The sequence below is a fragment of the Pseudomonas sp. ADAK21 genome, from assembly GCF_012935735.1.
Taxonomy (GTDB): domain Bacteria; phylum Pseudomonadota; class Gammaproteobacteria; order Pseudomonadales; family Pseudomonadaceae; genus Aquipseudomonas; species Aquipseudomonas proteolytica.
The window spans coordinates 2,997,392-3,023,873 of record NZ_CP052857.1 but is presented as its reverse complement, the minus strand read 5'-3'; the positions used below and the strand labels follow the sequence as shown (position 1 = coordinate 3,023,873).

Genomic DNA, 26,482 nt, shown 5'->3' with positions numbered 1-26,482 from the left:
ATTTATGCAGGCCGTGATTATGGGCCGCCAGGTCTCACGAAGGAAGCGCCAACACCCTACAACTTGGCCTGGCGCAACGCCCCACTGCGCGACTTGGCCATCGCCGCCAGGCGTACCGCCACGTTAGCGGCGCCATAGCCGGCGTACCCGTTCTTGCGCTGGATAATCTCGAAGAAAAACCGTCCTTCAAAGGGCTCGGTGTACACATGAAACAGCTCACCGCCCTGGGCGTCACGGTCGTACAACACGTTGTAGTACGCCAGTTCGCTGAGGAACTGATCGTCGAAATCAAACCGCGCCGCCAGGTCATCGTAGTAGTTGAGCGGGATATCCAGCAGCGGCACGCCCGCCTCCTTGGCCCGGCTGACCTCGGCAAAAATATCCGCACAATCGAAGGCAATGTGATGCACCCCGGAGCCACGGTAGCTCGATAGCGCGTGGGAAATCGCCGTATTGCGGTTCTCGGAAATATTCAGCGGCAGGCGGATCGAGCTGCAGCGGCTGCGCAGCGCCCGGCTCTTGACCAGGCCGTAGGGGTCCGGCAGCACCACCTCGTCGTCGGCCTCGAAATCCAACAGGCTCTTGTAGAACAGCACCCAACTGTCGAGGCTGTCGGCCGGCAGGGCCATGGCCATATGGTCGATGCGCAGCAAGCCGCCGCCGCTGGTGTTGGCGGCCTGCAGGTTGAAATCGGTGTCGTAGATCCCGCCCGCATGCTGGTCCACCAGGTAGATCAGGCTGCCATCCGGCGCGCGGACCGCCGCCAGCTCCAGTTCATTGGGCCCGACCAGGCCGCGATAAGGTTGGCCCTTGTAGGCCACCGCCCGTTCCAGGGCCTTGGCGCTGTCCTTGACGCGCATCGCCGTGGCGCACAACGACGGGCCATGGGCCTCGAAAAAGTTGTGGGCAAAGGAGTAAGGCTCGCAGTTGAGGATCAGGTTGATATCGCCCTGGCGCAGCAGGCTGACGCTCTTGGAGCGGTGCTGCCCAGCCTTGACGAAGCCCAGGCGTTGCAGCCACTGGGTCAACCGGGCGCCAAGGTTTTCATCCACCGCGAATTCCAGGAACTCGATGCCGTCGTACTCGCTGGCGGCTGGGGTCTCAAACAGGATATCCACCGGCGTGGCCTGTTGTTCCAGGCGTTGACGGGTCTTCTCTTCCAGGTACAGCAACGACCGCAAACCATCCGCCGCGTTGGCCCGGGTGGGCGCGGCGCGAAAGCCATCGTTGAAAATCTCCAGGGACAGCGGCCCGGTGTAGCCACTCTGGATGATCGGCGCGAGAAAACCCGGCAGGTCGAACTCGCCCTGGCCGGGGAAGCAGCGAAAGTGCCGGCTCCACTCCAGCACGTCCATGGCTAGGATCGGCGCGTCGGCCATTTGCACAAAAAAGATCTTGTCGCCAGGGATCTGGGCGATCGCCGTCGGATCGCCTTTGAGCGACAAGGTATGAAAACTGTCCAGCAACACCCCGAGGCTGGGGTGATCGATCTCGCGCACCAGTTGCCAGACCTGTTGCCAGGTGTTGACGTGCCGCCCCCAGGCCAAGGCTTCATAGCCAATGCGCAAGCCACGGCGGCCGGCGTGTTCGGCCAGCAGGCCGAGGTCATCACGCAGGATCGAATGCTCACCCGTCGAGTCTGCCGAGGCATTGCTGCACACCAGCACCAGGTCAGTGCCCAGCTCCTGCATCAGGTCGAACTTGCGCTCGGCGCGCTCCAGGTTGCGCGCCAGGCGATCGCGGCGGCATCCTTCAAAGTCACGAAACGGCTGGAACAACGTGATGGCAATGCCCAGGTCGGCACACATCTGCCGCACCTCACGGGGGCTGCCGTCGTAATACAGCAAGTCGTTCTCGAAGATTTCCACCCCATCAAACCCGGCCGCAGCAATGGCTTCGAGCTTTTCCGGCAGGGTGCCGCTCAGGGAAACAGTGGCGATGGAACGTTGCATGGGGTGACTCCCGGCAATGAAGGCTGGTCTTATTTGCGGCAAATTATTGGCCGCGCGCGATAAAGCAGCAATTTAAAATGTACCAACCGGTTAGTTTTATGGGCGATTATCGAACACAATGGCGATTGGTGAATTGACGATTTTTTAGCCGCTGCGCACCATCGATTGCGCATCCAGGGCCGTTTTTTGTTGGCGCGCACCTGTGATCACGACCCAGAACACACCATAAAAATTTCAAAAACGGGTACCTCTCATGCCTTCGCAAAATTCCGCCGTGGCCCCGCGCCCCGGCAACCCGCAAGCGGCCATTGGCGACAAGATTCGCGGCGCCCTCGCCGTCGGCAAAACCCGCTGGGGCATGCTGGCCCTGGTGTTTTTCGCCACCACCCTGAACTACATCGACCGTGCCGCCCTGGGCGTGATGCAGCCGATCCTGGCCAAGGAGATGAGCTGGACGGCGATGGACTACGCCAACATCAACTTCTGGTTCCAGGTCGGCTACGCCATTGGTTTTGTCTTGCAAGGCCGGTTGATCGACCGGGTCGGCGTCAAGCGCGTGTTCTTCTGCGCGGTGCTGCTGTGGAGCATCGCCACCGGCGCCCACGGCCTGGCGACCTCGGCGGTGGGCTTTATGGTCTGCCGCTTTATCCTCGGCCTGACCGAAGCGGCCAACTACCCCGCCTGCGTCAAGACCACCCGCCTGTGGTTCCCCGCCGGTGAGCGCGCAGTGGCCACCGGCATCTTCAACGCCGGCACCAACGTCGGCGCCATGATGACCCCGATGCTGTTGCCGCTGGTGCTGCATGTGTGGGGTTGGCAGGCTGCCTTCCTGTGCATGGCTGCGCTGGGTGGGGTCTGGCTGGTGTTCTGGGGCCTGAAGTACTACAACCCCGAAGACCATCCGAGCGTGAAGCAATCGGAACTGGACTACGTGCAACAGGAAGTCGAGCCGGAACAACCGCGCGTGCCTTTCAGCCGTATCCTGCGCATGCGCGGCACGTGGGCCTTCGCCATTGCCTACGCCCTGACCGCCCCGGTGTTCTGGTTCTACCTGTACTGGCTGCCGCCGTTTCTCAACCAGCAATACAACCTGGGGATCAACGTGACCCAGATGGGCATCCCGCTGATCATCATCTACCTGACAGCGGACTTCGGCAGCGTGGGCGGCGGCATCCTGTCCTCGTTCCTCATCGGTCGCGGCATGCAGCCGATCAAGGCGCGCTTGCTGTCGATGCTGCTGTTTGCCTGCTGCATCGTCGGCGTGATCATGGCTGCAGGCTCCAGCCAGCTATGGGTCGCGGTGTTTGCCATCTCCCTGGCCATCGGCGCACACCAGGCCTGGACCGCCAATATCTGGAGCCTGGTGATGGACTACACGCCCAAGCACATGATGAGCACGGTGTTCGGTTTTGGCGGGATGTGCGCGGCCATCGGCGGGATGTTCATGACGCAGATCGTCGGCCATATCTTGACCGTGACCAACAACAACTACACCGTGCTGTTCACCCTGATCCCGGCGATGTACTTCCTCGCCCTGACCTGGATGTACTTCATGGCGCCGCGCAAGATTCCGACGGTCGAGGTCTGATTCACCGCCGCCGCTGCTGCCAGGCAGCGGCCAACCCGCTCAGGCAGATCACCCCGATCCCGACCACCGTGGTCAGGTCCGGGGTGTGGTTGAACACCAGCCAGCCCAACAACCCCGCAAACACGATCTGGCAATAGCCGAACGGCGCCAGCAAGGCCGGCGCAGCGAAGCGGAAGGCCTGGGTCAGCATCAAGTGCGCGGTCATCCCGCAACTGCCCAGCGCCAGCATCAACAGGCCATGACCCAGGGTTGGCACCTCCCAGAAGAACGGCACCAGCGCGCTCATCACCAGGGTGTTGCACAGGCCGGCGAAGAAGTTGCTGGTGGTCGGGCTGTCGTACTGGCTGAGGATGCGGGTCAGCAGTTGGTAGAAGCAGAAGAACAACGCCGAGACCAAGGGCAACAACACTGCCGGGGTGAACAACTCACCACCGGGATGCACGATGATGATCACCCCGACAAACCCGCAGATCACCGCCAGCCATTGGCCCCGCGTCACATGCTCGCCCAGCAGCGGCACCGACAGGGCCGTCACCAGGATCGGTGCGAGAAAGTTCACCGCCGTGGCTTCCGCCAGCGGGATGTAATGCAAGGCTGCGGTAAAAAACAGGCTGGTACCCAGCAGGCACAGGGCCCTGGCGACCTGCAACAACGGGCGTTTGCTGCGCAGCACGCGCAAGCCCGATTGCGGCAGGAAAATCCCCGCCATCAGCAGCGTATGCACCATGTAGCGGGCCCACACCACCATCACGATGGGATAGAACCCGGCCAGGTACTTGGACAAGGCGTCATGGCTGGAAAACAGGAGCGTCGCCAGTACAATCAGCGCGATGCCCTTGAAGGGATGGTTGACGCCGGAAAGAGGGGTGCTGAGGGTCATTGAATTCTCGTGCGTGACAGGCTGAAATGACCGCCGCAAGCAGTGGCACTCAACGCGCTAATCTAGAGCGGGTGGTGCATCGGTCTCAAGAGCATAACCAAACAGCGGGCGATCAGCGCACTAAATTGCCCAAACCCAGTCCAACGCTGCACGCCAGCCTGCCATTGCACGCTTTTTAACCAAGGCCCACTCCATGAAAAAATCCCTGTTGCTCCTTTCGACCCTCGCCCTGCTCAGCGCCTGCGATAAAGCCCCCGAGGCGCCGAAGCCGGCGCCGCCCTCGGTGCAAGCGACCCTGGTCCCGGAAACCCTGCCCACCGACAAATGGGTCGGCAAATGGATCGGCGTCGAAGGCCTGCACCTGACGGTCAGCAAAGACGACAGCATTGGCCGCGGGCACTACCTGCTGACCATGCAATACGGCCTTGATGCAGATGCCTCCGGCACCTTCAAGGGCGAGGCCGGCGAAGACGGCATCATCTTCAAGCGCCCCGACGGCCCGCAAGTGCTGCGCGCCGGCGACGGTGCCGCGACCGGTTTGAAATGGCTGGCTGATAAAAAAGATTGCCTGGTGGTCAATACGGGCGAAGGGTATTGCCGCGAATAACGGCCATACTCAATCATCACAACCCCGATTACTGTAGGAGCGAGCTTGCTCGCGAAAGTCGTTAACGCTAACGCCGCATGCCTGGTTTAACGCGGTGCCTTTGCGTTTTTCGCGAGCAAGCTCGCCCCTACATAACGATCATCAAGAGGATTGCCACATGCTATGGAAAAAGGGTCGGCGCAGCGACAACGTGGTCGACGCGCGTAGTGACGGCGGCGGTGGCGGCGGCATGCGCTTTGGCGGCGGCAAGGGCCTGAGCCTGACCGCTATCGTGCTGATCGTCGGCATCGGCCTGCTGACGGGCCAGGACCCGATGCAGATCCTCGGGCAACTGAGCGGCCAGATGACCGAGCAAGCCCCCTCGGTCAGCCCGCAAACACGCCAGGCACCACCGGCCAACGATGAACAGGCGGACTTCGTGCGTGCCGTGCTGGGCGATACCGAAGACACCTGGGGCCAGGTGTTCCAGGAAAACGGCCTGGCCTACAAGAATCCCAAGCTGATCCTGTTCCGTGGCCGAGTGAATTCCGCCTGCGGCGGCGCCACCTCCGCCAGCGGTCCGTTCTATTGCCCGGCCGACCAGCAGGTCTACCTGGACCTGGACTTCTTCCGGGAAATGTCCCAACGCTTCCAGGCGGCCGGCGATTTTGCCCAGGCTTATGTGATCGCCCACGAAGTGGGTCACCACGTGCAAACCCTGCTGGGGATTTCGTCGAAAATCCAGGTCGCGCGCCAGCAAGGCCGGCAGATGCAAGGCGATGGTGGCCTGCTGGTCCGCCAGGAACTGCAAGCCGACTGCTTCGCCGGGGTCTGGGCCAACCGTGCGCAAAAACGCCTGAACTGGCTGGAACCGGGTGATATCGAAGAGGCGCTGAACGCTGCCAACGCCATCGGCGATGACCGCTTGCAGCAGCAGGGCCAAGGCCGCGTAGTACCGGACTCGTTCACCCATGGCACTTCGCAACAGCGCGTGCGCTGGTTCAAGACCGGGTTTGCCCAGGGCCAGATCAGCCAATGCGACACGTTTTCGGCCAAGAGTCTGTAAATGAATAAACGCTGCGGATGGCTGCTGGGCATGCTGATCACCTACTCGACCGCCACCCTGGCCGCCGGGCAGGCGGTCAAGGTGATCAGCCCCGATCGATTCACCCTGCAAGCCGGCGACCTGAGCCTGGGCCTTAGCCAGGACTGGCGCCAGCCGCTGCCACAGGTCACCCGCGCATTGATTATCGTGCATGGCCGGCTGCGCAACGCCCAGACCTACCTCAAAAGCGCCAAAGACGCCGCCGCCCACGCCGGGCAAAGTGCCAATACCCTGGTGATCGCGCCGCAGTTCCTCAACGACGCCGATGTCCAGCGCCATCACTTGGGCGACAGCGTGCTGCGCTGGCACGGTAATGCCTGGATGGCGGGCGAGTCGTCAATCGGCCATGGCCAGATCAGCTCCTATGGTGTCCTGGACCAAATCATCAAGCACCTGGGCAACCGCAAACTATTCCCGGCCCTCAAAGAAATAGTGATCGCCGGGCATTCCGGGGGTGGCCAGGTGGTGCAACGCTTTGCCCTGACCGGCCATGACCACCCGGCCCTGCAAGCGGCGGGGATCAGCCTGCGCTATGTGATTGCCAACCCGTCGTCCTATGCCTACTTCAGCCCGCAACGCCCGGTGCAATTCGCGCCGGCCAGTTGCTCAGGATTCAACGACTGGAAGTACGGCATGCAAAAGCTGCCGGCCTACGCCAACGGCCAAAGCCCCGAGCAACTGGAAAAAGCCTACGCCGCGCGCGAAATCACCTACCTGCTCGGCCAGCAGGACACAGACCCCAACCATCCGGCCCTGGACAAAAGCTGCGCAGCCGAGACCCAGGGCGCCTACCGGCTGATTCGCGGGCACAACTATTTCAACTACCTCAAGCAACGCCATCCGCAGTTGAGCCAGCGGTTAGTTGAAGTGCCAGGGGTGGGGCATGACGGCGACAAGATGTTCACCTCGCCGCAGGGGCAGGCGGTCCTGTTCCACTAATCCGTCAGACAAAACCCAATCAAAAATGTGGGAGCGGGCTTGCTCGCGAAAGCAGCCTGTCAGTTGATGCATGTGCCGACTGACACACCGCTTTCGCGAGCAAGCCCGCTTGTATGTTTAGACTTGAAGGGGTGGGCGGCGACTAAAAGCCCGATTCCGACTCTAGCCAGTACGGACCGTGGGAGACTTCTCGTCCCGCCCTTTCTACCCTAAGCGCCGATAAGGAATTCATCGGGAAAACCGACAATAGAGGCAAGCCAGCGCTGGGATAGACCCCGACAAGCCCTTAAACCCTAGCTCCGAGGATTAGTTATGACAATCCTTACTTCACCAACGGTTGTGGGTATCGATGTGGCCAAGGCCGAAATCGTTGCCTACCGCGAAGACCTCAACGCCACTCAAGCCATTGCCAACGACCGCGATGCTCTTGGCCGCTGGCTCAACACATTACCTGCCAACAGCTCAATTGCCCTGGAAGCCACCAGCACTTACCACTTGGACACAGCTGAACTCGCCCATGAAATAGGACATCGGGTTTACGTTGTAGACGCTTATCGGTTGAGCCATTACCGCGAAAGCATTGGCCAGCGGGCGAAAACCGACCCTTGTGATGCACGTTTATTAGCGCGCTACCTGAGCAGCGAGCAGAAACGGCTACGGCTCTGGAGTCCACCTCCGCAGGCTTACAAGTTATTGAAAAGCTTGCTACACCGACGTGCAGAACTTATCAACTTGCGTGTAAGCCTCACACTGAGCTGGTCAGGCGAACCGCTTTTGAAAGACGAGTTGGCCCAGCAGTTAAAGTCCTTCAAACAAGCTGAGCAGGTCATTCAGAAGTTGCTGCACAAGGTCAGCAAAGAGGCGGGCATCACCGAAAATATCAAGCGCTGCAAAGCCATTGAGGGAGTGGGTGATCTTACGGCTACTGGTCTAGCGACAGCCTTCATGCGCGGTCAGTTCGCCAATGGCGATGCATTCATCGCTTTCTTGGGGATGGATCTGAGACCAAAAGACTCCGGAAAAAAGGCCGGCCCTCGGCACTTGAGTAAAAAGGGCGATTCAGAGTTGCGGCGCCTTGCTCACAACGCAGCGATGGCCGCTAGCCGATCTGCGACCTGGAAACCGTACTACGAGTCCTACCTGGCCCGAGGACTGGCAAAGACCCAAGCCCTGGTAATCCTCGCCCGCAAGCTCTGCCGGGTGGCATTCGCGCTGATGAAAAACCAGAGCGAATACCAACCGAACTTAAGGTTGCAGGGTTTACCTGCAACATAGAATCTCCCACATTTGATTTTTGATGCTTGCTTTAGATCATCTGGCGTAATGCCGCGCAGTCTTTGGCGTGCCAATCGGCCAATTCCGGCCATGGGTTTTCCGGCACGTTCACCAACACCGTCCGCGTCCCCGCCGCCCGCCCGCAATCGAGGTCGAAGCGATAGTCACCCACCATCACCATCTCGCCGGGGGCCACGTCCCAGGCCTGCGCCAGTTTCAGCAGGCCACCGGGGTCCGGCTTGGGCGGGGCGTCGTCGCGGCCCAACACATCTTCCACGGCAAAACAGTCCGCCAGGCCGATGGCCTGCAAGGTAATGTGAGCCAGTTCTTGGGCATTGCGCGTCAGGATCCCCAGGCGATAGCCTCGGGCCGCCAAGTCCCGCACCAATTCCACCGCGCCCGCAGCTGCCACCGAGCCCAGCGCCAGCTCGCGTTCATGCTCCAGCAACCAGGCATGCTTGGCCGCCGCTTCAGCCGCCGGCAGCGCCGCCAAATGGGTGAGGATGTCGTCGGCAGGCGGAATGTCCAGGGCCACGCGGATCGCCGCGAAGTCATGCACAGCCACAGTCAGGGTGCCGTCCATATCAAACACCCAGTGTTTAACCTGCGCCAGGCTCATGCCCAATCCTTGCGATGGCGGATCAAGCCTTCCTGAGTCACCGAGGCCACCAGTTGACCGGCGCGGTTATACACGCTGCCACGGGAGAAGCCACGGGAATTGCCGGCCCATGGGCTGTCCATGGCGTACAGCAACCAGTCGTCGGCGCGCAGATCGGCGTGGAACCACAACGCGTGGTCGAGGCTGGCCACTTGCATATCCTTCTGCCACACCGTCTTGCCATGGGGCAGCAACGAGGTGGTCAGCAGGCCGAAGTCCGAGGCATAGGCCAGCAGGTATTTATGCAGCGCCGGTAAGTCGGCCAGGGCGCCATCGGCGCGAAACCACACGTATTTGACCGGATCGGTGGGCTGCGGGTTGAACGGGTCTTTTTCGGTCACCGGCCGCACTTCGATCGGCTTGGGGCACAGCAGTTTTTCGCGCATGGCTTCGGGAATCAGGTGCGCCCGCTGCTGGGTCAGTTCCAACTCCGACGGCAAGTTCTCCGGCCCCACCACCACCGGCATGGTGGTCTGATGCTCGAAGCCTTCCTCGTCGTACTGGAACGAGGCGCTGCAGGTGAAGATCGGGTTGCCCTTCTGGATCGCCGTGACCCGGCGCGTGCTGAAGCTGCCGCCATCGCGTACCCGGTCCACTTGATAGACCACCGGCAGGCCGGCATCCCCAGGGCGCAGGAAATAGCCGTGCAACGAATGCACATGCCGCGCTTCTTCGACGGTCTGGCTGGCCGCCGACAGCGACTGGCCCAATACCTGGCCGCCGAACAGTTGGCGAAAGCCCAAGTCCTGGCTGCGGCCGCGAAAGAGGTTTTCTTCAATCGGTTCCAGGGTCAGCAAGTCGACCAGATCTTCCAACACTTGGCTCATACACTCTCCTCAGAGCAAAACGGTTTCTACCTTCTATTTTCTACTGTAGGTGCGAGCTTGCTCGCGAAAAAACCAGGGACGACGCCGGGTATCAGGCCCTGCGCGTTATCGTTGACGTTTTTCGCGAGCAAGCTCGCTCCTACAAGTATTACCGCCTGCTTATCCGTGCAGCGTGTCCAACCATTGGGCGCGGGTGATGCGATACAACACATGATGGCGCAGCGGATCGTCCGCCGCGAGCCTGGGGTGCTGAAAATCTGCGGCCGGATCGTAATGCATGCCGATGGCCTGCATGACTTTCTGCGACGGCAAGTTGGCCTCGGTGGTGAAGGCCACTATCTCGTCCAACTGCAAACGGTCAAAACCACAGCGCAATGCGGTCCAGGCCGCCTCACTGGCAAACCCCAGGCCCCAGTGCTCGCGGGCCAGGCGCCAGCCTATTTCCACCGCCGGGGTGAAGTCGGCGTCAAAGCCGACATTCAGCAACCCTGTCAGTCCGATAAACTCGCCGCTGTCCTTGCGTTCCAGGGCCCACAGGCCAAAGCCGTACTCGGCAAAATGCCCACGTATTCGCCCGATCAATGCCGCGCTTTCCAGGCGATCCAAGGGGGCCGGGAAATAGCGCATCACCTGCGGATCGGCGCACATCCGGGCAAACGCTGGCAGATCGCCGTCGCGCCACTGGCGCAGCACCAGGCGCGCGCTTTCCAACTCAAGTATCGGCTCCATCGGTCCCCTCCCTTGCCATGTGCGTGAGTGTACAGCGCTGTTAAGATCCGTCACTGGTTCCTGCCAGAAATTGCCATGCCTTTGCCACTGATCTACCACGACGACTACAGCCCCGAGTTCCCGGCGGATCATCGCTTCCCCATGGACAAGTTCCGGCTGCTGCGCGATCACCTGGTCGACAGCGGCCTGACCCAGGACAGCCAACTGCTGCGTCCACAATTATGCCCGGCCGAGGTCCTCGCCCTGGCCCATGACCCTGGCTATATCGAACGCTATATGAGCGGTGAGTTGTCCCGCGAAGACCAACGGCGCCTGGGCCTGCCCTGGAGCGAAGCCCTGGCCCGGCGCACCGTGCGCGCAGTCGGCGGCTCGTTGCTGGCGGCCGAACAGGCCCTGGAACACGGCCTGGCCTGCCACCTGGCGGGCGGCACCCACCATGCTCACTACGACTACCCGGCGGGCTTTTGCATCTTCAATGACCTGGCGGTGATCAGCCACTACCTGCTGGCCAGCGGGCGGGTCAACCGCGTGCTGATCTTCGACTGTGACGTGCATCAAGGCGATGGCACCGCGCGCATCCTCCACGACACGCCGGATGCCATTACCGTGTCCCTGCACTGCGAAAAGAACTTCCCGGCGCGCAAGGCCACCAGCGACTGGGATATCCCGCTGCCCATGGGCATGGGCGATGCCGACTACCTCAAGGTGGTGGACGACGCCCTCAACTACCTGTTGCCGCTCTACCAGCCCGACCTGGTGCTGTATGACGCGGGTGTCGATGTGCACAAGGACGACGCCCTGGGTTATCTCAAGCTGACAGACGCAGGCGTCGCCGCCCGGGACGAAAGCGTGATGCGCCATTGCCTGGGCCGCGACATCCCGGTGGTGGGCGTAATTGGCGGCGGCTACAGCAAGGATCGCTCTGCCCTGGCCCGTCGCCATGGCATCCTGCATCACAGTGCCCAACGGGTGTGGACATCATCAGGCTGTCATTGAAGTGTGGTTGCGTTACCCACAATGCCTGTGGAACGGCCTGTGGATAAGTTGAGCGTAAGCGCCTGCAAGGCACACGCCACATAGGGTGTAGGAGCGTGTACGTTTTTTGATCAGGCAGTTTCGCGGTGCTCGGGTAGAATGCTCGGCCTACTTCGCCGAACCGCAGTCACCACCATGCCCCAGATTCCAGCCCAGCTCCCTCACGTCACGATCATCGGTGGCGGCCCCGCCGGGCTGATGGCCGCCGAAGTATTGAGCCAGGCCGGGGTCCGAGTGGACCTGTATGACGGCATGCCATCGGTGGGTCGCAAGTTCCTGCTGGCCGGGGTTGGCGGCATGAACATCACCCATTCCGAGGCCTACCCGGCCTTTCTCTCACGCTACGCCGAGCGCGCACCCGACATCGCCCCTTTGCTGCGCCAGTTTGGCGCCGAGGCGTTGTGCGAATGGATTCATGGGCTGGGGATAGAAACCTTTGTCGGCAGCTCTGGCCGCGTGTTTCCGACCGATATGAAAGCCGCGCCGCTGCTGCGCGCCTGGCTCAAGCGCTTGCGCGACCAAGGGGTAGTTATCCACACCCGCCACCGCTGGCTGGGCTGGAATGCCGATGGCGGATTAATTATCCACAGCCCGGATGGCGAGAAAACTGTCCACAGCGATGCCGTGCTCCTGGCCCTCGGCGGCGGCAGTTGGTCGCGCCTGGGTTCCGACGGCGCCTGGCTCAAGTTGCTGGAAGCCCAAGGCGTGCCTTACGCCCCGCTGCAACCGAGCAACTGTGGCTTCGAGGTAACGGCCTGGAGCGACTTGATGGTGAGCAAATTCGCCGGAGCGCCGCTGAAAAACGTCGCCATCGGTTTGGCAGATGACAAACCCCGGTTGGGCGAATGCGTGATCACCGCGACCGGTATCGAGGGCAGTTTGATCTACGCCCTGTCGGCGCCGATTCGCGAAGCCATCAACCGCGACGGCTCAGCCACCCTGCATATCGACCTGCTGCCGGGCAAGCCACTGGACAAGGTGCAGGCTGCATTGGCCAAGCCCCGTGGCTCACGTTCGATGAGCAAGCATTTGCACAGTCAGTTGGGGTTGGATGGGGTCAAGGCCGCGCTGTTGCGCGAGTTGGCGCCTGCCGAGCATTTCAGCGACCCGCAGCAATTGGCCGTCGATATCAAGGCTCTGCCGCTGACCCTGGTGAAAACCCGGCCAATGGACGAAGCCATCAGCACCGCAGGTGGCGTGCCGTTTGAGGCGCTGGATGAGCGCTTGATGCTCAAGCAATTGCCGGGAGTGTTCTGTGCCGGAGAGATGCTGGACTGGGAAGCGCCGACGGGCGGGTATTTGCTGACGGGGTGTTTTGCCAGTGGGCAAGTGGCTGGGCGCAGCATATTGGAGTGGCTGAGAACCAACGATACCCCCTTAATTCGTTGATGAAGTATCCGGCGCATTGATTGCTTACAGGCACTGTCTTCTCTGGCTGCCAGGGGGTAAGCCATGGGCTTACCCCTGATGCTGATCTAAATAAATGCTTAACGAGAGAAAATAGTTTTTAAAGCACTCTCGGCATTGATGAAACTTCAATCACCCGAAAGCAACCGTACAGTGCACCTGCTTATAGGCCCATGGGACAGGACCTCAGTGTCACTCTTGAAACTCACCAAAGCAGGTCCTCACGCGCGGCAATTACCAAGGCGCACTTACGCCCCGTGAGCACGAACCCTGTACTCCTCAAGGACATTGTCAAACTTCTGCAAATGGTCCGAGTCCAAATCGTAGTGATTCTTTACGAGATCAACATAGTCTTTATAGGCCCCATAGGCTTGAGGATAATCCCCATTAGCCGTATGTCCTGCAACTTTATCCTTCAGCGACTCACGCTGGCTTTCTATTTCCTTACTGACTCCAGCACCTTCAGATGGGGCATGGACTGTTGCACCTGCTGAAGAACCAACAGAATTCACGGAAGCAACCATAAAAACACGCTCTCTATAGAATTTATTTCATGCGATTAACGTCGCCACCCTCAGTGGCATACAGCAAAAATAAATTCCGAAATCTACGCGGGAATAGGTTACAAAATTTAGCTGGCAATCGTAATAGAAGGGAAGCGGCAGCGATTGGCAGTGCGCAGGAGTGACTTGCCTTTTCGCTCACTAATCGAGTAGAGACACCGATGCAGGCAGGCCCCCTAGGCCAGCAATAATGAACGTAACAAAAGGAAGTGGCATATTTATTCTCCACTTGAAATTGAAACTAATAGAAAACCACTACAGACCTACAGTGGTTATCGATCAAAAAAAAACTCCAACACCACTAATTTTACATGCGCACAACGCATTTCCGAAAAACAGCAACCCGCTATTTTCAAGCCAAGAACTTATTTAACGAATTATATTGCGACAAACTAACGTGAGCGAGATTGCCTCGCCCACCAGACTCATTGACTGCTATTTGACTGACAAAAAACAGTTACTTTTTCTTCCGTGGCCCTGTATTAAAAACAGGCACCTTACGCACGGGTTTGATAGAAGGCTCCGCCGGCGCAACCTCGCCACTGTCCACCCACTTGCCCAGGTTGCGCTTGCCGCCACCACCCGAGGTCTTGGGCTTCTTCGGTTTTTTCGGCTTCTTCACCACCTGGCCACTGGCATCGGTATCCGGCACGCGGTGCTCCGGTTCGAAGTCCTGTTCCATTTTGCGGGTCAGGGTTTGGCGGGTCAGCATCTCGATGGCCGAGAGCATATTCACTTCATCGGCACACACCAGGGAAATCGCCTCGCCGGTGTTGCCCGCCCGGCCAGTACGGCCGATGCGGTGGATGTAATCCTCGGCGACAATCGGCAGGTCAAAGTTGACCACCATCGGCAAATCTTCGATATCCAGGCCACGGGCCGCCACATCGGTGGCCACCAGTATCTGCACATCGCTGGCCTTGAAGCGGTCCAGGGCACGTTGGCGCGTAGCTTGTGGCTTGTCGCCGTGGATGCCGTCGGCATTGATCCCCAGGCCTTGTAGCTTATCTACCAACGCATCCACGCCATTGCGGGTCTTGGCGAACACCAGTACCTGCTTCCACTTGCCCTTGCGCATCAGGTGCACAAACAGCTCGGCCTTGCGCTTCTTGTCCACCGGCACCACCCATTGCTTGACGGTGTTGGCGGCGACGTTGCGCGGGCTGACTTCAATGCTCAAAGGGTCATTGAGCATCTGCCCGGCCAGCAGGCGGATATCGTCGGAGAAGGTCGCGGAAAACAGCAGGGTCTGGCGCTTTTTCGGCAGCATGCGGTAAATGTTCGCCAGTTCTTCCGAGAAGCCCAGGTCGAGCATGCGGTCGGCTTCATCCAGCACCAGGGTTTGCAGCTGATTGAGTTTCAGCGCGTTCTGGCGGAACAGGTCGATCAAGCGCCCAGGGGTGGCAACCAGAATGTCGACGCCCTTGCGCAGCTTCATCATCTGCGGGTTGATGCTCACCCCGCCATACACCGCGTAGGTGGTCAGGGGCAGATGTTCGGCGTATTGGGCAACGCTGGCGTGAACCTGCTCGGCCAACTCGCGGGTGGGGCACAGGATCAGCGCACGCACCGAGTTGGCGGTGACCTTCGGCCCTTCCATGGTCAGCAGTTGCAGGAGCGGCACGGCAAAGCCGGCAGTCTTGCCGGTACCGGTCTGGGCCGCGGCCATCAGGTCGCGACCGGCCAGCACCGCCGGAATGGCTTGCGCCTGCACCGGCGTCGGGGTCTGGTAGCCAAGCGCCTCAAGGGCGCGCAGCAAGGGTTCGATCAGGCCAAGTGTGGCGAAAGTCATGTGTTTACCGTAGGAAAAATTCAGCGCAAGGGCGTAATGCGCGGCAGTTTACCTTATTTCCGGCTTCGGCTTACGCCACTGGGGCAGGCTGATCAACAGCACAGCGCTGATGATCACGAGCATCGCCAGGGCTTCTTCCAGGCCGATGGTCTCGCCGACAAACACAATCCCCAGCAATACCGCCACGGCCGGGTTGACGTAGGCATAGCTGGTGGCCGCTGCCGGACGCACATGCTTGAGCAGGTACATATAAGCGTTGAAGGCGATGATCGAGCCAAACACGGTCAGGTAAGCCAGGGCCAGCCAACCTTCCACCGGCGGCATCGCCTCCAGGTGTTCGCCCTTGAGTGCGCTGCCGATCAACAGCACCACACCGGCGATCAGCATTTCGGCGGCGCTGGCCATGGCGCCCTGAGGCAACGGCAAGTGCCGGCTCCAGACCGAACCAAACGCCCAGGAAGCGGCGGCGAACAACAGCAGCCCAGCGCCCAGGGGGCTCGACTGCAGGTTGGAGCCCATGTTGAGCATGGCGATGCCGATCATCCCCAGAATCACCCCGGCCCATTCCAGACGGGTATTACGCGCGCCCCAGAAATAGCCACAGAGCAAGGTAAACAGCGGCACCGTCGCCACGGCCAGCGCGGCGACGCCGGAGGTCACGCCGGTGTGTTCAGCCACACTCACGGCGCCATTGCCGAACGTCAGCAGCAAAATGCCGATCATGCCCGCGGCTTTCCACTGCGCCCAGGTCGGCGCCGGCACCCCGCGCCAGCGTAAGTAGCCATACATCAGCGCCCCCGCCGTACAAAAGCGAATCCCCGCCAGCATCAACGGCGGCCAGTACTCCACGCCAATGCGGATAACCAGGTAGGTAGAACCCCAGATCACGTACAACGCAAAAAAAGCGGCGATCAACGGTAACGGAAAACGACGTGGGCCAGGCATGGGCAGCTCTGCGGCAAGACAAGGGATCGCTATTTTAGGAATCCGCGCCAGTAAACATAAGTTACAAAACCTGTTTAAAGCGCCCATACACTTTTCAAATCATGGTTATCAAGGCTATAAGCCTTGTATTCGAAAGCCCCCTACTGCCAGAGCCTTATCATGGACAAATACGACCGCATGCTCCTCAGCGCCCTGCTGGAGGATGGCCGCGCCACCTACGCACAACTGGCCCGTACCGTTAACCTCTCCGCCCCCGCCGTGGCCGAACGCGTGGCCAAGCTGGAGGCCAGCGGCGTAATCACCGGCTACCAGGCCAAGGTCGACCTGTCCAAGATCGGCTTGCCGATCCAATGTACGATCGAACTGCGCTTGACCAACAACGGCAGCCAGAAGGTCTACGACGCCCTGGCAGAAATCCCCGAACTGACCGAATGCCACCGGGTCACCGGCGACCCCTGCGTGATCATGCAAGCGGCGGTGGGGTCGATGCCGGAATTGGAAAACCTGATCAACCGGGTGGCGAAGTTTGGCTTCAGCAAGACCTCGATCATCCTGTCGAGCGCCATAGAGCGGCGGGTGCCGTTGGGGCATTTGGAAGGGAAGAATGGCGGTGCCTGAGCGCAGGCCTACTGTTGATCGGGTTGCCGGGGCGCGAATAAGTGTAGGAGCGGGCTTGCCCGCGATAGCGGTGTGTCTGGCCCGAATGGCTAAACTGACCCACCGCCATCGCGGGCAAGCCCACTCCCACAGTTTGATCTTGGTTGGGCTCGGGATTGCTATCAGAACCCGCGATGTTTCTTCAGATGATCATTGATCTTCGCCGCCGGCACTTTCTGCAAACTGCACAGCAGGTCATGGGACAACTCGCGCAAGCCATGGGCACGGCGCAGTTCCTGCGCCAGGTGGGCGGTGAGGTTGGCTGCCATTTCCGCGTCGGCCATGGCCCGGTGAGCCTTGCCGGTGTGGGGCAACTGAGCGTAGGAGGTCAGGGTGCCAAGCTTGTGGTTCGGTGCTGCAGGCATCAGCCGGCGCGCCAACAGTAGCGAACAGGCGAATTTTTGCAGGCGGGTGCGGCGGATCAGGCCCAGTTCGAAGTCCCAGAACTTCTGGTCGAACGCGGCGTTGTGCGCCAGCAGCGGCGTGGTGCCGACAAACTCATTGACCTCGTTCATCACCCGCTCCGCCGGCGGCGCGCTGCGCAGCATGGCGTTGCTGATGCCGGTCAGTTGCTCGATAAACCCCGGCACGCGCACGCCGGCGTTCATCAGGCTCTGGTAGCGGTCCACGATCTGGCCCTGCTCCAGGATGACCACGGCAATTTCCGTGGCCCGGCAACTGCTGCTCGGCGAAATGCCGGTGGTTTCAAAGTCGATGACCGCTATACGTTCCAAACCTGTTCCAACCCCATCTGAAAATCTATTTGAGCAACAACGCGCCTTCGATAGGCACGTAGCGGCTGGCCGCGCGGATCAACGAGTTGGCCGTCAGCCCCGGCACGCCGTAGGCCACGGCTTCGACGCCATGTTTATGAATGATGCGATCGAGCAACATGTCGAAATCGCCATCACCCGAGGCCAGCACTATTTCGTCGACATGGTCGGCAGCGTCCATGATGTCGATGGTGATGCCCACGTCCCAATCGCCTTTGGCCGAGCCATCGCTGCGCTGGATGTAAGGCTTGAGCTTCACGGTAAAGCCCAGGTTGCGCAGGATCTGCTGGAACTGCTGCTGCTTGCTGTCGCCACGGTCGATGGCGTAGGCATACGCCTCGACGATCTGCCCGCGCTGGCTGATATCAGCCCACAGGGCGGCGTAGTTGAAGTGGCAGCCATAAGCCTGGCGCACGGTGTAGTAGAGGTTCTGCACATCGGCGAACACTGCTATTTTTTTCACCGCATATCCTCATGGCACCGGGGACGTGATGGCCCGCAAAGGCGCTCAGTATGCCAGCCAAGAGGAGGTTTCCGAGAAAAATCAGACCGGGGCGACAACGCGCCCCGATTCAGTGAGTGTCAGACGAAGGAGTCGTCGTCGCCAAAGTAGGAAGAATCATCGGCATAACCACTGTCGGCGAAGCTGTCAGTGCTGTCATTGCCCGCGAAACGTTGCTCGTCATTGCCCCAACCGCTGTTGTCACTGGCCGGTGCCGGCTCTTCGCGGATGATCTCTTCCACCACCTGCGGCTGCTGGTTATGGCTGAACAGGCTGCTGATGCCTTGGGCCAGCATCACACCACCGGCCACGCCGGCTGCGGTTTTCAGGGCGCCGCCGAGAAAGCCGCCGCCGGCGGGCGCTGCCGGCTGGGGTTGCTGATAACTCTGTTGTGGCGCAGGCGCGCTGTTGAAGCCCGGCCGGCTCGGCTCGCGCCAACCGCCCGCGCCAGAGGCCGGCGCGCTGGGCGCAGGCTGCGGTTCGCGGGAGCTGCCACCAAAGATGCTCGACAGAAAACCACCACCGCTCGCGGCCGGCGGTGCTGTCCGGGTGCGTTGCAACTCATCCTGCAACTGCTGAATTTGCTGCGCCTGCTGCTTGTTCTGCGCATCCAGGCTCTTGATCGCGGCTTCCTGCACCAGAATCGCCTGGGTCATGAAGTACCCGGCGGCTGGTTGGCGAGTGATGTGCTCCTTGATCCGCGCTTCTGCCTGGGCGTCGCGGGGGGCTGAATCCGTTTCGGCTTGCTGCAACCGTGAAAACAGTCCATCGATCAGGGTTTGCTCTTCGCTGTTCATGGCGACCTCGTTAGATTGCCGGTAAAAATCTGCGTTCCGCCCGCAATGGGCAAGGTACGCCACCAGTAATGGGGCTGGGCCGCGGCGTTTCAATGGTCTTTACCCAAGGTTTACGTTTGTCGGTGATCAGTTAAAGTGTCTGCTGCTTTTTTGGCCTGTGATGACTTTGATGAATCCGTTGACCGTTCTGCGCGACTCTTTCTATTTCTTCCAGCGCAACCTGGGCGCCATCGTGCAGTTGTGCCTGCCCTTGGTGATCCTGGAAGCCGTACTGCAACAAGTGCTCGATCGCACGCTGGGCCCGGAGGCGTTCACCGGCTACAGCATGATCGTCGGGCTGCTGGTGTATCCGCTGTACACCGCCGCGTTGATCCTGTTCCTCGACGCCCGCAGCCGTGGCGAGTCGCCGCGCACCGCCGACGTGCTGGCCATGGCGCTGACCCTGTGGCCTCGCTATGCGCTACTGACCGCCATGAGCACCTTGCTGATCCTGCTGGGGCTGTCGCTGTATTTCCTGCCGGGGCTATGGCTGATGGTCACCCTGGCCTTCGCCGAATACCTGCTGGTACTGCGCGGCATGCCTGCGCTGGCCGCGATGAAGGAAAGTTTCCGCCTGACCCGCGGGCATTTCCTGCGCATCCTGATCTGCCTGTTGTGCGTAATGACCCCGCTGTGGCTGCTCAAGGGCGCCAGCGTCGCGGCCTGGCCCGACCTGCAGAACCCGCTGCTGGCGGTGCTGATCGACAGTGCCCACAGCTTCTTGCAGTTGTTTACCAGCGTGGTGCTGTTCCGCCTGTTCATGCTGATCGCCGGTGATGCAGACGCCCGTTAACATGGTCCTTGGGCTCCCGGCTGCCGGTCGGGTATGCTCCGTGCCTGTCCTGCAGCGCCATAAGGCGAGCCGATGAACCGTTTACTGCGTACAACCCTGGTAGGTCTGCTGATTCTGGCTGGCGTGCTGACCGCCCTGGTCTACAGCCTGACCTGGCGCCCCGCCGACAAACAGACCTTGCCCGTAAGCTGCGTCGCCCCGCGCGCGCCGACGCTGCTGCCCGGCCAGGCGCTCAAGGTGATGACCTGGAACGTGCAGTACCTGGCGGGCAAGAACTACGTGTTCTGGTACGACACCCCCGACGGCAGCGGCCCGGACGAGCGCCCCACCATCGAAGACATGGCCTCCAGCCTGGACGAAGTGGCACGGGTGATCCGTGACGAACAGCCAGACGTACTGTTGTTGCAGGAGCTGGACGAAGGCGCCAAGCCATCCCACTACCAGGATCAACTGGCGCTGCTCCAGGAGCGTCTGGTGGACCTCTACCCTTGCAGCGTCCAGGCTTTCGACTGGAAAGCCGACTTTGTGCCCGACTGGCATATCTTCGGCAGCGTCGGCCGCAAGCTGGTGACCCTCAGCCGCTACCAGATCGAACACGCCGAACGCCTGCAACTGCCCGTGGCCTCGGCCAACCTGTTCAGTCGCCAATTCCAACCCAAGCCTGCGTTGCTGCTCAGTTACCTGCCGTTGAGCGACGGCGGCCAACTGGCAGTGCTCAACACCCGCCTGGACAATGGCGCACCCGGCCACAGCGCGGTGCGCGAACAGGTGCAGGCAACCATCAAACTGCTGGATAAATTCGAAAGCCGAGGCACGCCGTGGCTGATTGGCGGGGATTTCAACCTGTTGCCGCTGGGGCAATTCCTGCGCCTGGACCCTGGCCGACGCGGGCAGTACTCACCGGACAGCGAACTGCATCTGCTGTGGGACAAATACCCGATGGTCCCCAGCAACAGCCAATCCAGCGGGATTGACCGCGCCCAGTGGCTGACCCACTTCCCCAACGACCCGGGCCTCGATGGGCCGGATCGCACGGTGGATTATCTGTTCTTCAGCCCAAGGCTGAAGAAGGTCGAAGCCAGAGTGCGCCAGGACGATACATTGCGTATTTCCAATCATTTGCCGGTGATTGCGCGGTTCCTGCTGCCCGCCGCGCAATAGCAAACACCCCCAAACCCAATGTGGAATAGGGTTCGTGTAGGAGCTGGCTTGCCTGCGATAGCGGTCTGTCATCCAGCACCTGGCTAACTGACCCACTGCCATCGCAGGCAAGCCAGCTCCCACAGTTAGATCTTGATCGGGATTACTTGCGCGGTTTGATCCGCGCAGTCGCCTCTGCCACCAAGGGGTCATCCGGCCAGTAATGCTTGGGATACCGCCCCTTCAGATCCTTCTTCACCTCGGCGTAGGTACTGCGCCAGAAGTTCGCCAGATCCTGGGTCACCTGCACCGGCCGCCGTGCTGGGGACAGCAGGTGCAACTTGACCACCTGCCGCCCACCGGCGATGCGTGGGGTGTCGGCCAGGCCGAACAGCTCCTGCAAGCGCACCGCAAGAATCGGCGGCTGCTCACTGTAGTCCAGGCGCACCGATGAGCCCGAAGGCACTTTCAAATGATGGGGCGCCAGTTCGTCCAGGCGCTGGGGCAGCGGCCAGGGCAACAGGTTATGCAGGAAGCTGGAAACATCCAGGTTGGCGAAATGGCTCAAGCGCGAGACCTTGCCCAAGTACGGCATCAACCAATGTTCCAGGCTGGCGAGCAAGGCGCTGTCGCTGACGTCGGGCCACTCACTGGGCTTGCCGGCATCCAGTTGACGCAGCAGCATGACGCGGGCCTGCCACTGGCGCAGTTCAGGGGTCCAGGGCAGCAGTTCCAAGCCTTTGCGCCGCACCAGGTTGACCAGCGCCTGGCTGCGGGCGGACTCGTCCAGGCCTGTCAGCGGCTCGCGGCTGAGGATCAGCTCACCGACCTTGCGCTGGCGTTCAGCGCGCAACACGCCCTCGCGCTCATCCCAATCCAGTTGATCGAAGAAGCGCACTTGCTCGGCCAATACCGAATCGAACAGCGCCGGATCAAAATCCGCGGCCAGGTAGATCCGCTCTTCACGCTGGCCCTGCCGGCTGCCCAGGTCGGCAATCACCAACCATGCTTGTTTCATCAGGCTGTCGGCCTCTGCAAACAACGCGGCGCGACCGTTGGCCAGGCGATACTCCGCACCGCCCGCACGGCGCTGCTGCGCCACCCGGTCCGGGTAGGCCAGCGCCAGCAACGCCCCAAGCCAACGCGGGTGATCGGGATCGGCCACCGGCCGCTCGGCCTTGCCTCTCAGATAGCCGCGATATTGCCGGGCCAATTGCCTGGCCCGCTGTACGCCACCCTGGGTGCCACGGGCGCGCTCCTCGCCGGACAACAACGCCAGGCGACTGTGCAAGTCCGCACCGGCGCCACGCAAGATGTCGCGCTCGCCCAGCAGCGCGGCAACATCACACGCCATGTTCGCCAGCCCCAGGTCCTGCCCCCGCAGCAACAAATGCGCGATGCGCGGGTGCGCCGGCAGGCTGGCCATTTTCTGCCCGTGGGGAGTCAAGGTCGCGTCCTTCAACGCGCCCAAACGTTCCAGCAAATCCTGGGCCTGGGCATAGGCGGCGGTGGGCGGGACATCAAGCCAGACCAACTGCGTCGGCGTCACGCCCCAGCGCGCCAGTTGCAGGGCGAGGCCGGCAAGGTCCGCCGAGAGAATTTCCGCGCTGCCATAGGCCGCCAGCGCTTCATGCTGGTCTTCGGACCACAAGCGATAACACACGCCTGGCTCCAGTCGCCCGGCCCGGCCTGCGCGCTGGGTAGCACTGGCACGGGAGATGCGCTGGGTGTCGAGACGGGTCATGCCGCTACCGGGGTCAAAGCGCGGTACCCGCGCCAGCCCGGCGTCGATCACCACTCGCACGCCATTGATGGTCAGGCTGGTCTCGGCAATGTTGGTGGCCAGCACCACCTTGCGCTTGCCGGCGGGTGCCGGGTCGATAGCCGCCCGCTGGGCTGTCAGGTCGAGCTCGCCATGCAACGGGCAGAGCAGCACATCGCTGCGCTCACCGAGGGCGTCGGCCAGCTGTTGATTGACCCGGCGAATCTCCGCCTGCCCCGGCAGGAACACCAGCACGCTGCCGGTTTCGTCGTGCAGGGCTTCAAGGATGGTCTGCACCAACCGTGGCTCGATAAACTCACCGGGCTGGAATGGCCGCACCCAGCGCATCTGCACCGGGTACATGCGACCTTCGCTGCGCAGGATCGGTGCGTTGTCCAGCAGACCCGACAAGCGTTCGCCTTCGAGGGTGGCAGACATGAGGAGGATTTTCAGCGGCTGCTCGTCGCGAAACAACTCGCGGCCATTGAGGCTCAGGGCCAATGCCAGGTCGGCGTCGAGGCTGCGCTCATGGAATTCGTCGAAGATCAGCAAGCCCACGCCATCGAGTGCCGGATCATCCTGCAGGCGGCGGGTGAGGATGCCTTCGGTGACCACTTCGATACGGGTATTGGGGCCGACCTTGCTGTCCAGGCGGATACGGTAGCCAACGGTCTCCCCGACCTTCTCCCCCAGTTCACTGGCCAACCGCTCGGCGGCGGCACGGGCGGCGAGCCGGCGGGGTTCAAGCATCAGGATGGTTTGCCCGGCCAGCCAGGTTTCATTCAACAGCGCCAACGGCACCCGCGTGGTTTTACCGGCGCCGGGCGGTGCTTCGAGCACGGCTTCATGGCGCGTCGCCAAGGCTTCACGCAAGGCGGGTAAAACATCATCGATTGGCAACGAATTCATACTGGCTCCAAGGCAGAGCGGCGAGTATAACGGCGAACTGCTGGATATCGGTGGAGTGCCGCCTCCAATTGGAATGCGACTAAAAGTAGGCGCTGGCCCCCACATTAGAGGGGTAGCGCGCGGTAGATCTGCTTTATAGTCACCCCATACAAGTTCAGGAGAATCCCATGCGTATTGCTTCCCGTGTCATCGGCGGTGTTCTGGCCGTCACCCTGTTGAGCCAACTGACGGCCTGCGGTTCGATTTTCTATCCTGATCGCCGTGGCCAGATCGACGGCAAGATCGACCCGGCGATTGCCGTGCTCGATGCGGTCGGCCTGCTGTTCTACGTGATCCCCGGCCTGATCGCCTTTGGCGTGGACTTCGCCACCGGCGCGATTTACTTCGAGCCGGGCAAGAGCGCACAAGTGGCCCCCGAGAAGCTGCAAGAAGCCATCGGTGCCGACGGCAAAGTGGATAACACCAAGCTGCAAACCATCATCGAACACGAAACCGGCCGCAGCTTGCCGCTGGACGACCCACGCCTGATCCAGTTCAAGGGCAGCGTGCAACAACTCGCGTCTCTGGGCCTGCAACCTGCCGCGTAAGGATTTGATTGCCCCATGAGCACCAGCACCGAACACGCCCGCCTCTTGCGCCTGGCCACCCGCGCTTCGGTCGGCGTGGCCAGCATCCTGATTATCGGTAAAGCCGTCGCATGGTGGTTCAGTGGTTCGGTGAGCATGCTCGCCGGGCTGACCGATTCGCTGCTCGACGGCGTGACGTCGCTGCTCAACCTGCTGGCGGTGCATTACGCGCTGCGCCCGGCGGATGACGATCACCGTTATGGGCATGGCAAGGCAGAATCCCTGGCGGGCATGGCCCAGGCGCTGTTTATCGCCGGCAGTGCAGTATTGATCGCCTTCCAGGCTTACCAGCGTTTGCAGCACCCGGAACCGGTGGGCGCGCCATGGCTGAGTATCGCGGTGATTGTGCTGTCGCTGGCGCTGACCGTAGCGCTGCTGATCTTGCAACACCGGGTGATCCGCGAAACCGGCTCGAACGCGGTGCGCGCCGACTCGCTGCACTACCGGTCGGACCTGCTGCTCAATGGCAGCATTCTATTGGCGCTGGTGCTGGCGGCTTTTGGCTTGCATCAAGTCGATGCCTGGTTTGGCCTGGGGATCGCCGCCTACATCTTGTGGAGCGCGATCCAGATCGCCCGGGAAAGCTTTGCCGTGCTGATGGACGAGGAACTGCCGGCCGAAGTCAGCCAGCACATGCTCGAACTGGCCCGTGGCGTGCCCGGCGTATTGGGTGCCCATGATTTACGCACGCGGATTTCCGGCAACCACTGGTTTGTGCAGTTGCATCTGGAGTTACCGGGAGAGTTGAGCCTGTCGGTGGCCCACGGCATCAGCGACCAGGCCGCCGATGCCATCCATCAGGCCTACCCACGGGCCGAGGTGCTGGTGCACGCCGACCCGCTGGAAGTGGTCACCGGCAACAAGGCTTAGTAGGTCACCTGATAGCCGCGGCTGCCCAGGCAGTTGCCCTGGGCCTGGCGGTAGGTTTGCACCACCGCCGGCGCAGGCGCGTAGGTGACGGTCTGCGGGTCGAAGCCACTCTGCTGCACCGCCCAGCGATAGCAATCGTAACCGTCCTGCTGCACCTGGGCAGGCGATTGACCGTTGGCGGGATAGGCCACCACGTCATACCCATTGCCCTGGGGCGCCGGCTGCGGCGGCAGGCTGGCCACCGGCGGTTGCACCACCACGTACTGCTGGGTACTGCTCTCGTAGCTGTAGTAGGCGCCAGCGGCGAGGAAAAACAGCGCGCTGCCTACCCACACTTCCCGCGCATAGTCCGGCAGGTAATGCACACGAATCCCGTAGGGTGGCGCGACCACTACATAGCGCGGGCCTTGGGGCCGATACCAATAACCACCCGAGAAGAAATAATCCTGGCCGCGATAGGGCACGCGGTAATTGCGGTCGGGGAAGCGGTCCACCGTGTAGCCCGGCCGATATTGCGGGCCGGGGCCCCAGCCATTGCCATGCCCGTCGGGACGGCCTGGCCAGCGATTGTCATTGGGGTGGCCGTTGTAGCCTGGGCGCGAGCCGGGGCCGCCGGCTTGCCAATGCGGGTTGCCGTCGTTGCGCCTGGGAATGTCACGGTAATTGCCCTGGCGCGGCTCCTGGGTCTGGCCTACGGAATCGGGCCGGCCCTGGATTGGCAGGTTGCTACCGGCCTGGGGCGCCGGGCGTGGTGCTTCGTGGCCTTGCGGACGCGCCTGCCACTGGCCATTCTGGCCGCCGCGCTCACCCTGCGGGCTTGGCTGGATGTGCTCCGGGCGCGGCGGGTTGGCTGAATGCCCTCGCTCTCGCTGCCCGTCACCGCCCTGCGGGCCTTGCCCCTGCCGTGGTGAGTTGTCTCGTTCGTCGGCCATCAACTGCGTGCCGAAGGTGACCATCAACACCCCTACACCTGCCAAACGCCAGATGCGCTTCATGCTATTCCTCACTGCGGATTAGGGCCTGTGCATGAGACTGGAAAAGCCGGGCCCGGTTCTGCAACAGGTTATCAGTCGCCAGAACAATTTTCGCCGGCAAAAGAAAAGGGGCGACCCGTCGGTCGCCCCTTGAGAACTTCGTCCTGGCTCAACGCTTATGACGTTGGCTCACCTCACGCCGTCTTGTGGACAGTGTGCAGCCCGGGGGCCGGCCCAACCCGGTGGGGTTGGCGGGCCGCAGCCGGCCTGATTGGGCGGGCTGCAGTGGACTCTATGTCCGGGCAGTGATTCTGTTGGTAATCATAGGCGTGAGGCGCCGACAGATGATTGCGAAGATT

25 protein-coding genes are annotated in these 26,482 nt (G+C 61.6%); 12 read left to right on the top strand and 13 right to left on the bottom strand.

Annotated elements, in window-relative coordinates; all coding sequences use genetic code 11:
• Positions 1–56: 56 nt before the first annotated feature.
• The gene (gene quiC, locus HKK57_RS13695) at positions 57–1,952 is read right to left on the bottom strand and encodes a 3-dehydroshikimate dehydratase QuiC (protein ID WP_070994171.1); all 1,896 of its coding nucleotides are present in this window, start codon (positions 1,950–1,952) and stop codon (positions 57–59) included.
• A 253-nt stretch (positions 1,953–2,205) separates the two neighbouring features.
• Between quiC and HKK57_RS13690 the strand changes: the two genes are divergently transcribed.
• A complete protein-coding gene (locus tag HKK57_RS13690) occupies positions 2,206–3,540 on the top strand; it encodes an MFS transporter (protein ID WP_029292168.1) in 1,335 nt (444 codons plus the stop codon).
• A 1-nt stretch (position 3,541) separates the two neighbouring features.
• Here the strand turns inward: HKK57_RS13690 and HKK57_RS13685 are convergent, their stop codons facing one another.
• Positions 3,542–4,420 (bottom strand): DMT family transporter, encoded by an 879-nt coding sequence (locus tag HKK57_RS13685; RefSeq protein ID WP_032861818.1) that lies wholly within the window; start codon positions 4,418–4,420, stop codon positions 3,542–3,544.
• Between the two features lie 193 nt (positions 4,421–4,613).
• On the opposite strand from HKK57_RS13685, the gene HKK57_RS13680 reads away from it, so the two are divergent.
• The 4 genes from HKK57_RS13680 to HKK57_RS13665 all read left to right on the top strand — a co-directional run bounded on the left by HKK57_RS13680 (position 4,614) and on the right by HKK57_RS13665 (position 8,325).
• Entirely contained in the window at positions 4,614–5,027 is a 414-nt protein-coding gene (locus HKK57_RS13680; RefSeq protein WP_169390288.1) for a hypothetical protein, read from the top strand.
• A 157-nt stretch (positions 5,028–5,184) separates the two neighbouring features.
• Entirely contained in the window at positions 5,185–6,072 is an 888-nt protein-coding gene (ypfJ, locus tag HKK57_RS13675) for a KPN_02809 family neutral zinc metallopeptidase (RefSeq protein ID WP_070994173.1), read from the top strand.
• Positions 6,073–7,050 carry an alpha/beta hydrolase gene (locus HKK57_RS13670; protein ID WP_169390287.1) on the top strand — a complete coding sequence of 326 codons (978 nt, stop codon included), beginning with the start codon at positions 6,073–6,075 and terminating at the stop codon, positions 7,048–7,050.
• Between the two features lie 312 nt (positions 7,051–7,362).
• Positions 7,363–8,325: an IS110 family transposase gene (locus tag HKK57_RS13665; protein WP_092232475.1), complete on the top strand. Its 963-nt coding sequence runs from the start codon at positions 7,363–7,365 to the stop codon at positions 8,323–8,325.
• Positions 8,326–8,356: 31 nt separating this feature from the next.
• Here HKK57_RS13665 and HKK57_RS13660 read toward each other — a convergent pair whose 3' ends face one another.
• From HKK57_RS13660 to HKK57_RS13650, 3 genes are all read right to left on the bottom strand, one after another.
• Positions 8,357–8,944 carry an HAD family hydrolase gene (locus HKK57_RS13660; RefSeq protein WP_070994175.1) on the bottom strand — a complete coding sequence of 196 codons (588 nt, stop codon included), beginning with the start codon at positions 8,942–8,944 and terminating at the stop codon, positions 8,357–8,359.
• Positions 8,941–9,810 carry an acyl-CoA thioesterase II gene (gene tesB, locus HKK57_RS13655; protein ID WP_029292178.1) on the bottom strand — a complete coding sequence of 290 codons (870 nt, stop codon included), beginning with the start codon at positions 9,808–9,810 and terminating at the stop codon, positions 8,941–8,943. Before tesB ends, HKK57_RS13660 begins: the two co-directional genes overlap by 4 nt.
• Positions 9,811–9,969: 159 nt before the next feature.
• The gene (locus tag HKK57_RS13650) at positions 9,970–10,539 is read right to left on the bottom strand and encodes a GNAT family N-acetyltransferase (protein ID WP_029292179.1); all 570 of its coding nucleotides are present in this window, start codon (positions 10,537–10,539) and stop codon (positions 9,970–9,972) included.
• A 75-nt stretch (positions 10,540–10,614) separates the two neighbouring features.
• Here HKK57_RS13650 and HKK57_RS13645 point away from each other — a divergent pair, with 75 nt between their 5' ends.
• Both HKK57_RS13645 and HKK57_RS13640 read left to right on the top strand, forming a co-directional pair.
• Positions 10,615–11,535, top strand: coding sequence for a histone deacetylase family protein (locus HKK57_RS13645; RefSeq protein WP_169390286.1), 921 nt, complete (start codon positions 10,615–10,617; stop codon positions 11,533–11,535).
• Between the two features lie 174 nt (positions 11,536–11,709).
• Positions 11,710–12,963 carry a TIGR03862 family flavoprotein gene (locus tag HKK57_RS13640; protein WP_029292183.1) on the top strand — a complete coding sequence of 418 codons (1,254 nt, stop codon included), beginning with the start codon at positions 11,710–11,712 and terminating at the stop codon, positions 12,961–12,963.
• Positions 12,964–13,229: 266 nt separating this feature from the next.
• Here the strand turns inward: HKK57_RS13640 and HKK57_RS13635 are convergent, their stop codons facing one another.
• The 3 genes from HKK57_RS13635 to yedA all read right to left on the bottom strand — a co-directional run bounded on the left by HKK57_RS13635 (position 13,230) and on the right by yedA (position 16,281).
• Complete coding sequence (locus HKK57_RS13635) at positions 13,230–13,505, bottom strand: hypothetical protein (protein WP_169390285.1); 276 nt, start codon at positions 13,503–13,505, stop codon at positions 13,230–13,232.
• Between the two features lie 496 nt (positions 13,506–14,001).
• Entirely contained in the window at positions 14,002–15,336 is a 1,335-nt protein-coding gene (locus tag HKK57_RS13630; protein WP_029292187.1) for a DEAD/DEAH box helicase, read from the bottom strand.
• A 48-nt stretch (positions 15,337–15,384) separates the two neighbouring features.
• Entirely contained in the window at positions 15,385–16,281 is an 897-nt protein-coding gene (yedA, locus tag HKK57_RS13625; protein ID WP_029292188.1) for a drug/metabolite exporter YedA, read from the bottom strand.
• Between the two features lie 159 nt (positions 16,282–16,440).
• Here yedA and HKK57_RS13620 point away from each other — a divergent pair, with 159 nt between their 5' ends.
• Complete coding sequence (locus HKK57_RS13620) at positions 16,441–16,899, top strand: Lrp/AsnC family transcriptional regulator (protein WP_029292189.1); 459 nt, start codon at positions 16,441–16,443, stop codon at positions 16,897–16,899.
• A 161-nt stretch (positions 16,900–17,060) separates the two neighbouring features.
• On the opposite strand, the gene HKK57_RS13615 is transcribed toward HKK57_RS13620, so the two are convergent.
• The 3 genes from HKK57_RS13615 to HKK57_RS13605 form a co-directional block, all read right to left on the bottom strand.
• A complete protein-coding gene (locus tag HKK57_RS13615) occupies positions 17,061–17,672 on the bottom strand; it encodes a 3'-5' exonuclease (protein WP_029292191.1) in 612 nt (203 codons plus the stop codon).
• A gap of 25 nt (positions 17,673–17,697) precedes the next feature.
• Entirely contained in the window at positions 17,698–18,174 is a 477-nt protein-coding gene (locus tag HKK57_RS13610) for an NYN domain-containing protein (RefSeq protein WP_029292193.1), read from the bottom strand.
• A gap of 119 nt (positions 18,175–18,293) precedes the next feature.
• Entirely contained in the window at positions 18,294–19,010 is a 717-nt protein-coding gene (locus HKK57_RS13605) for a DUF2076 domain-containing protein (protein WP_029292195.1), read from the bottom strand.
• A gap of 169 nt (positions 19,011–19,179) precedes the next feature.
• Here HKK57_RS13605 and HKK57_RS13600 point away from each other — a divergent pair, with 169 nt between their 5' ends.
• Together HKK57_RS13600 and HKK57_RS13595 are read left to right on the top strand one after the other, a co-directional pair.
• Positions 19,180–19,842, top strand: coding sequence for a YciC family protein (locus HKK57_RS13600; RefSeq protein ID WP_070994180.1), 663 nt, complete (start codon positions 19,180–19,182; stop codon positions 19,840–19,842).
• A gap of 72 nt (positions 19,843–19,914) precedes the next feature.
• Positions 19,915–21,003: an endonuclease/exonuclease/phosphatase family protein gene (locus tag HKK57_RS13595; protein ID WP_169390284.1), complete on the top strand. Its 1,089-nt coding sequence runs from the start codon at positions 19,915–19,917 to the stop codon at positions 21,001–21,003.
• Between the two features lie 142 nt (positions 21,004–21,145).
• On the opposite strand, the gene hrpB is transcribed toward HKK57_RS13595, so the two are convergent.
• Positions 21,146–23,653: an ATP-dependent helicase HrpB gene (gene hrpB / locus HKK57_RS13590; RefSeq protein ID WP_169390283.1), complete on the bottom strand. Its 2,508-nt coding sequence runs from the start codon at positions 23,651–23,653 to the stop codon at positions 21,146–21,148.
• Between the two features lie 167 nt (positions 23,654–23,820).
• Between hrpB and HKK57_RS13585 the strand changes: the two genes are divergently transcribed.
• Together HKK57_RS13585 and HKK57_RS13580 are read left to right on the top strand one after the other, a co-directional pair.
• Positions 23,821–24,240 (top strand): hypothetical protein, encoded by a 420-nt coding sequence (locus HKK57_RS13585; protein WP_029292202.1) that lies wholly within the window; start codon positions 23,821–23,823, stop codon positions 24,238–24,240.
• A 15-nt stretch (positions 24,241–24,255) separates the two neighbouring features.
• Positions 24,256–25,149 (top strand): cation diffusion facilitator family transporter, encoded by an 894-nt coding sequence (locus HKK57_RS13580; RefSeq protein ID WP_029292204.1) that lies wholly within the window; start codon positions 24,256–24,258, stop codon positions 25,147–25,149.
• Here the strand turns inward: HKK57_RS13580 and HKK57_RS13575 are convergent.
• A complete protein-coding gene (locus HKK57_RS13575) occupies positions 25,146–26,144 on the bottom strand; it encodes a DUF6515 family protein (protein WP_104910963.1) in 999 nt (332 codons plus the stop codon). The two genes, HKK57_RS13580 and HKK57_RS13575, sit on opposite strands and share 4 nt — an antisense overlap.
• Positions 26,145–26,482: the final 338 nt, after the last annotated feature.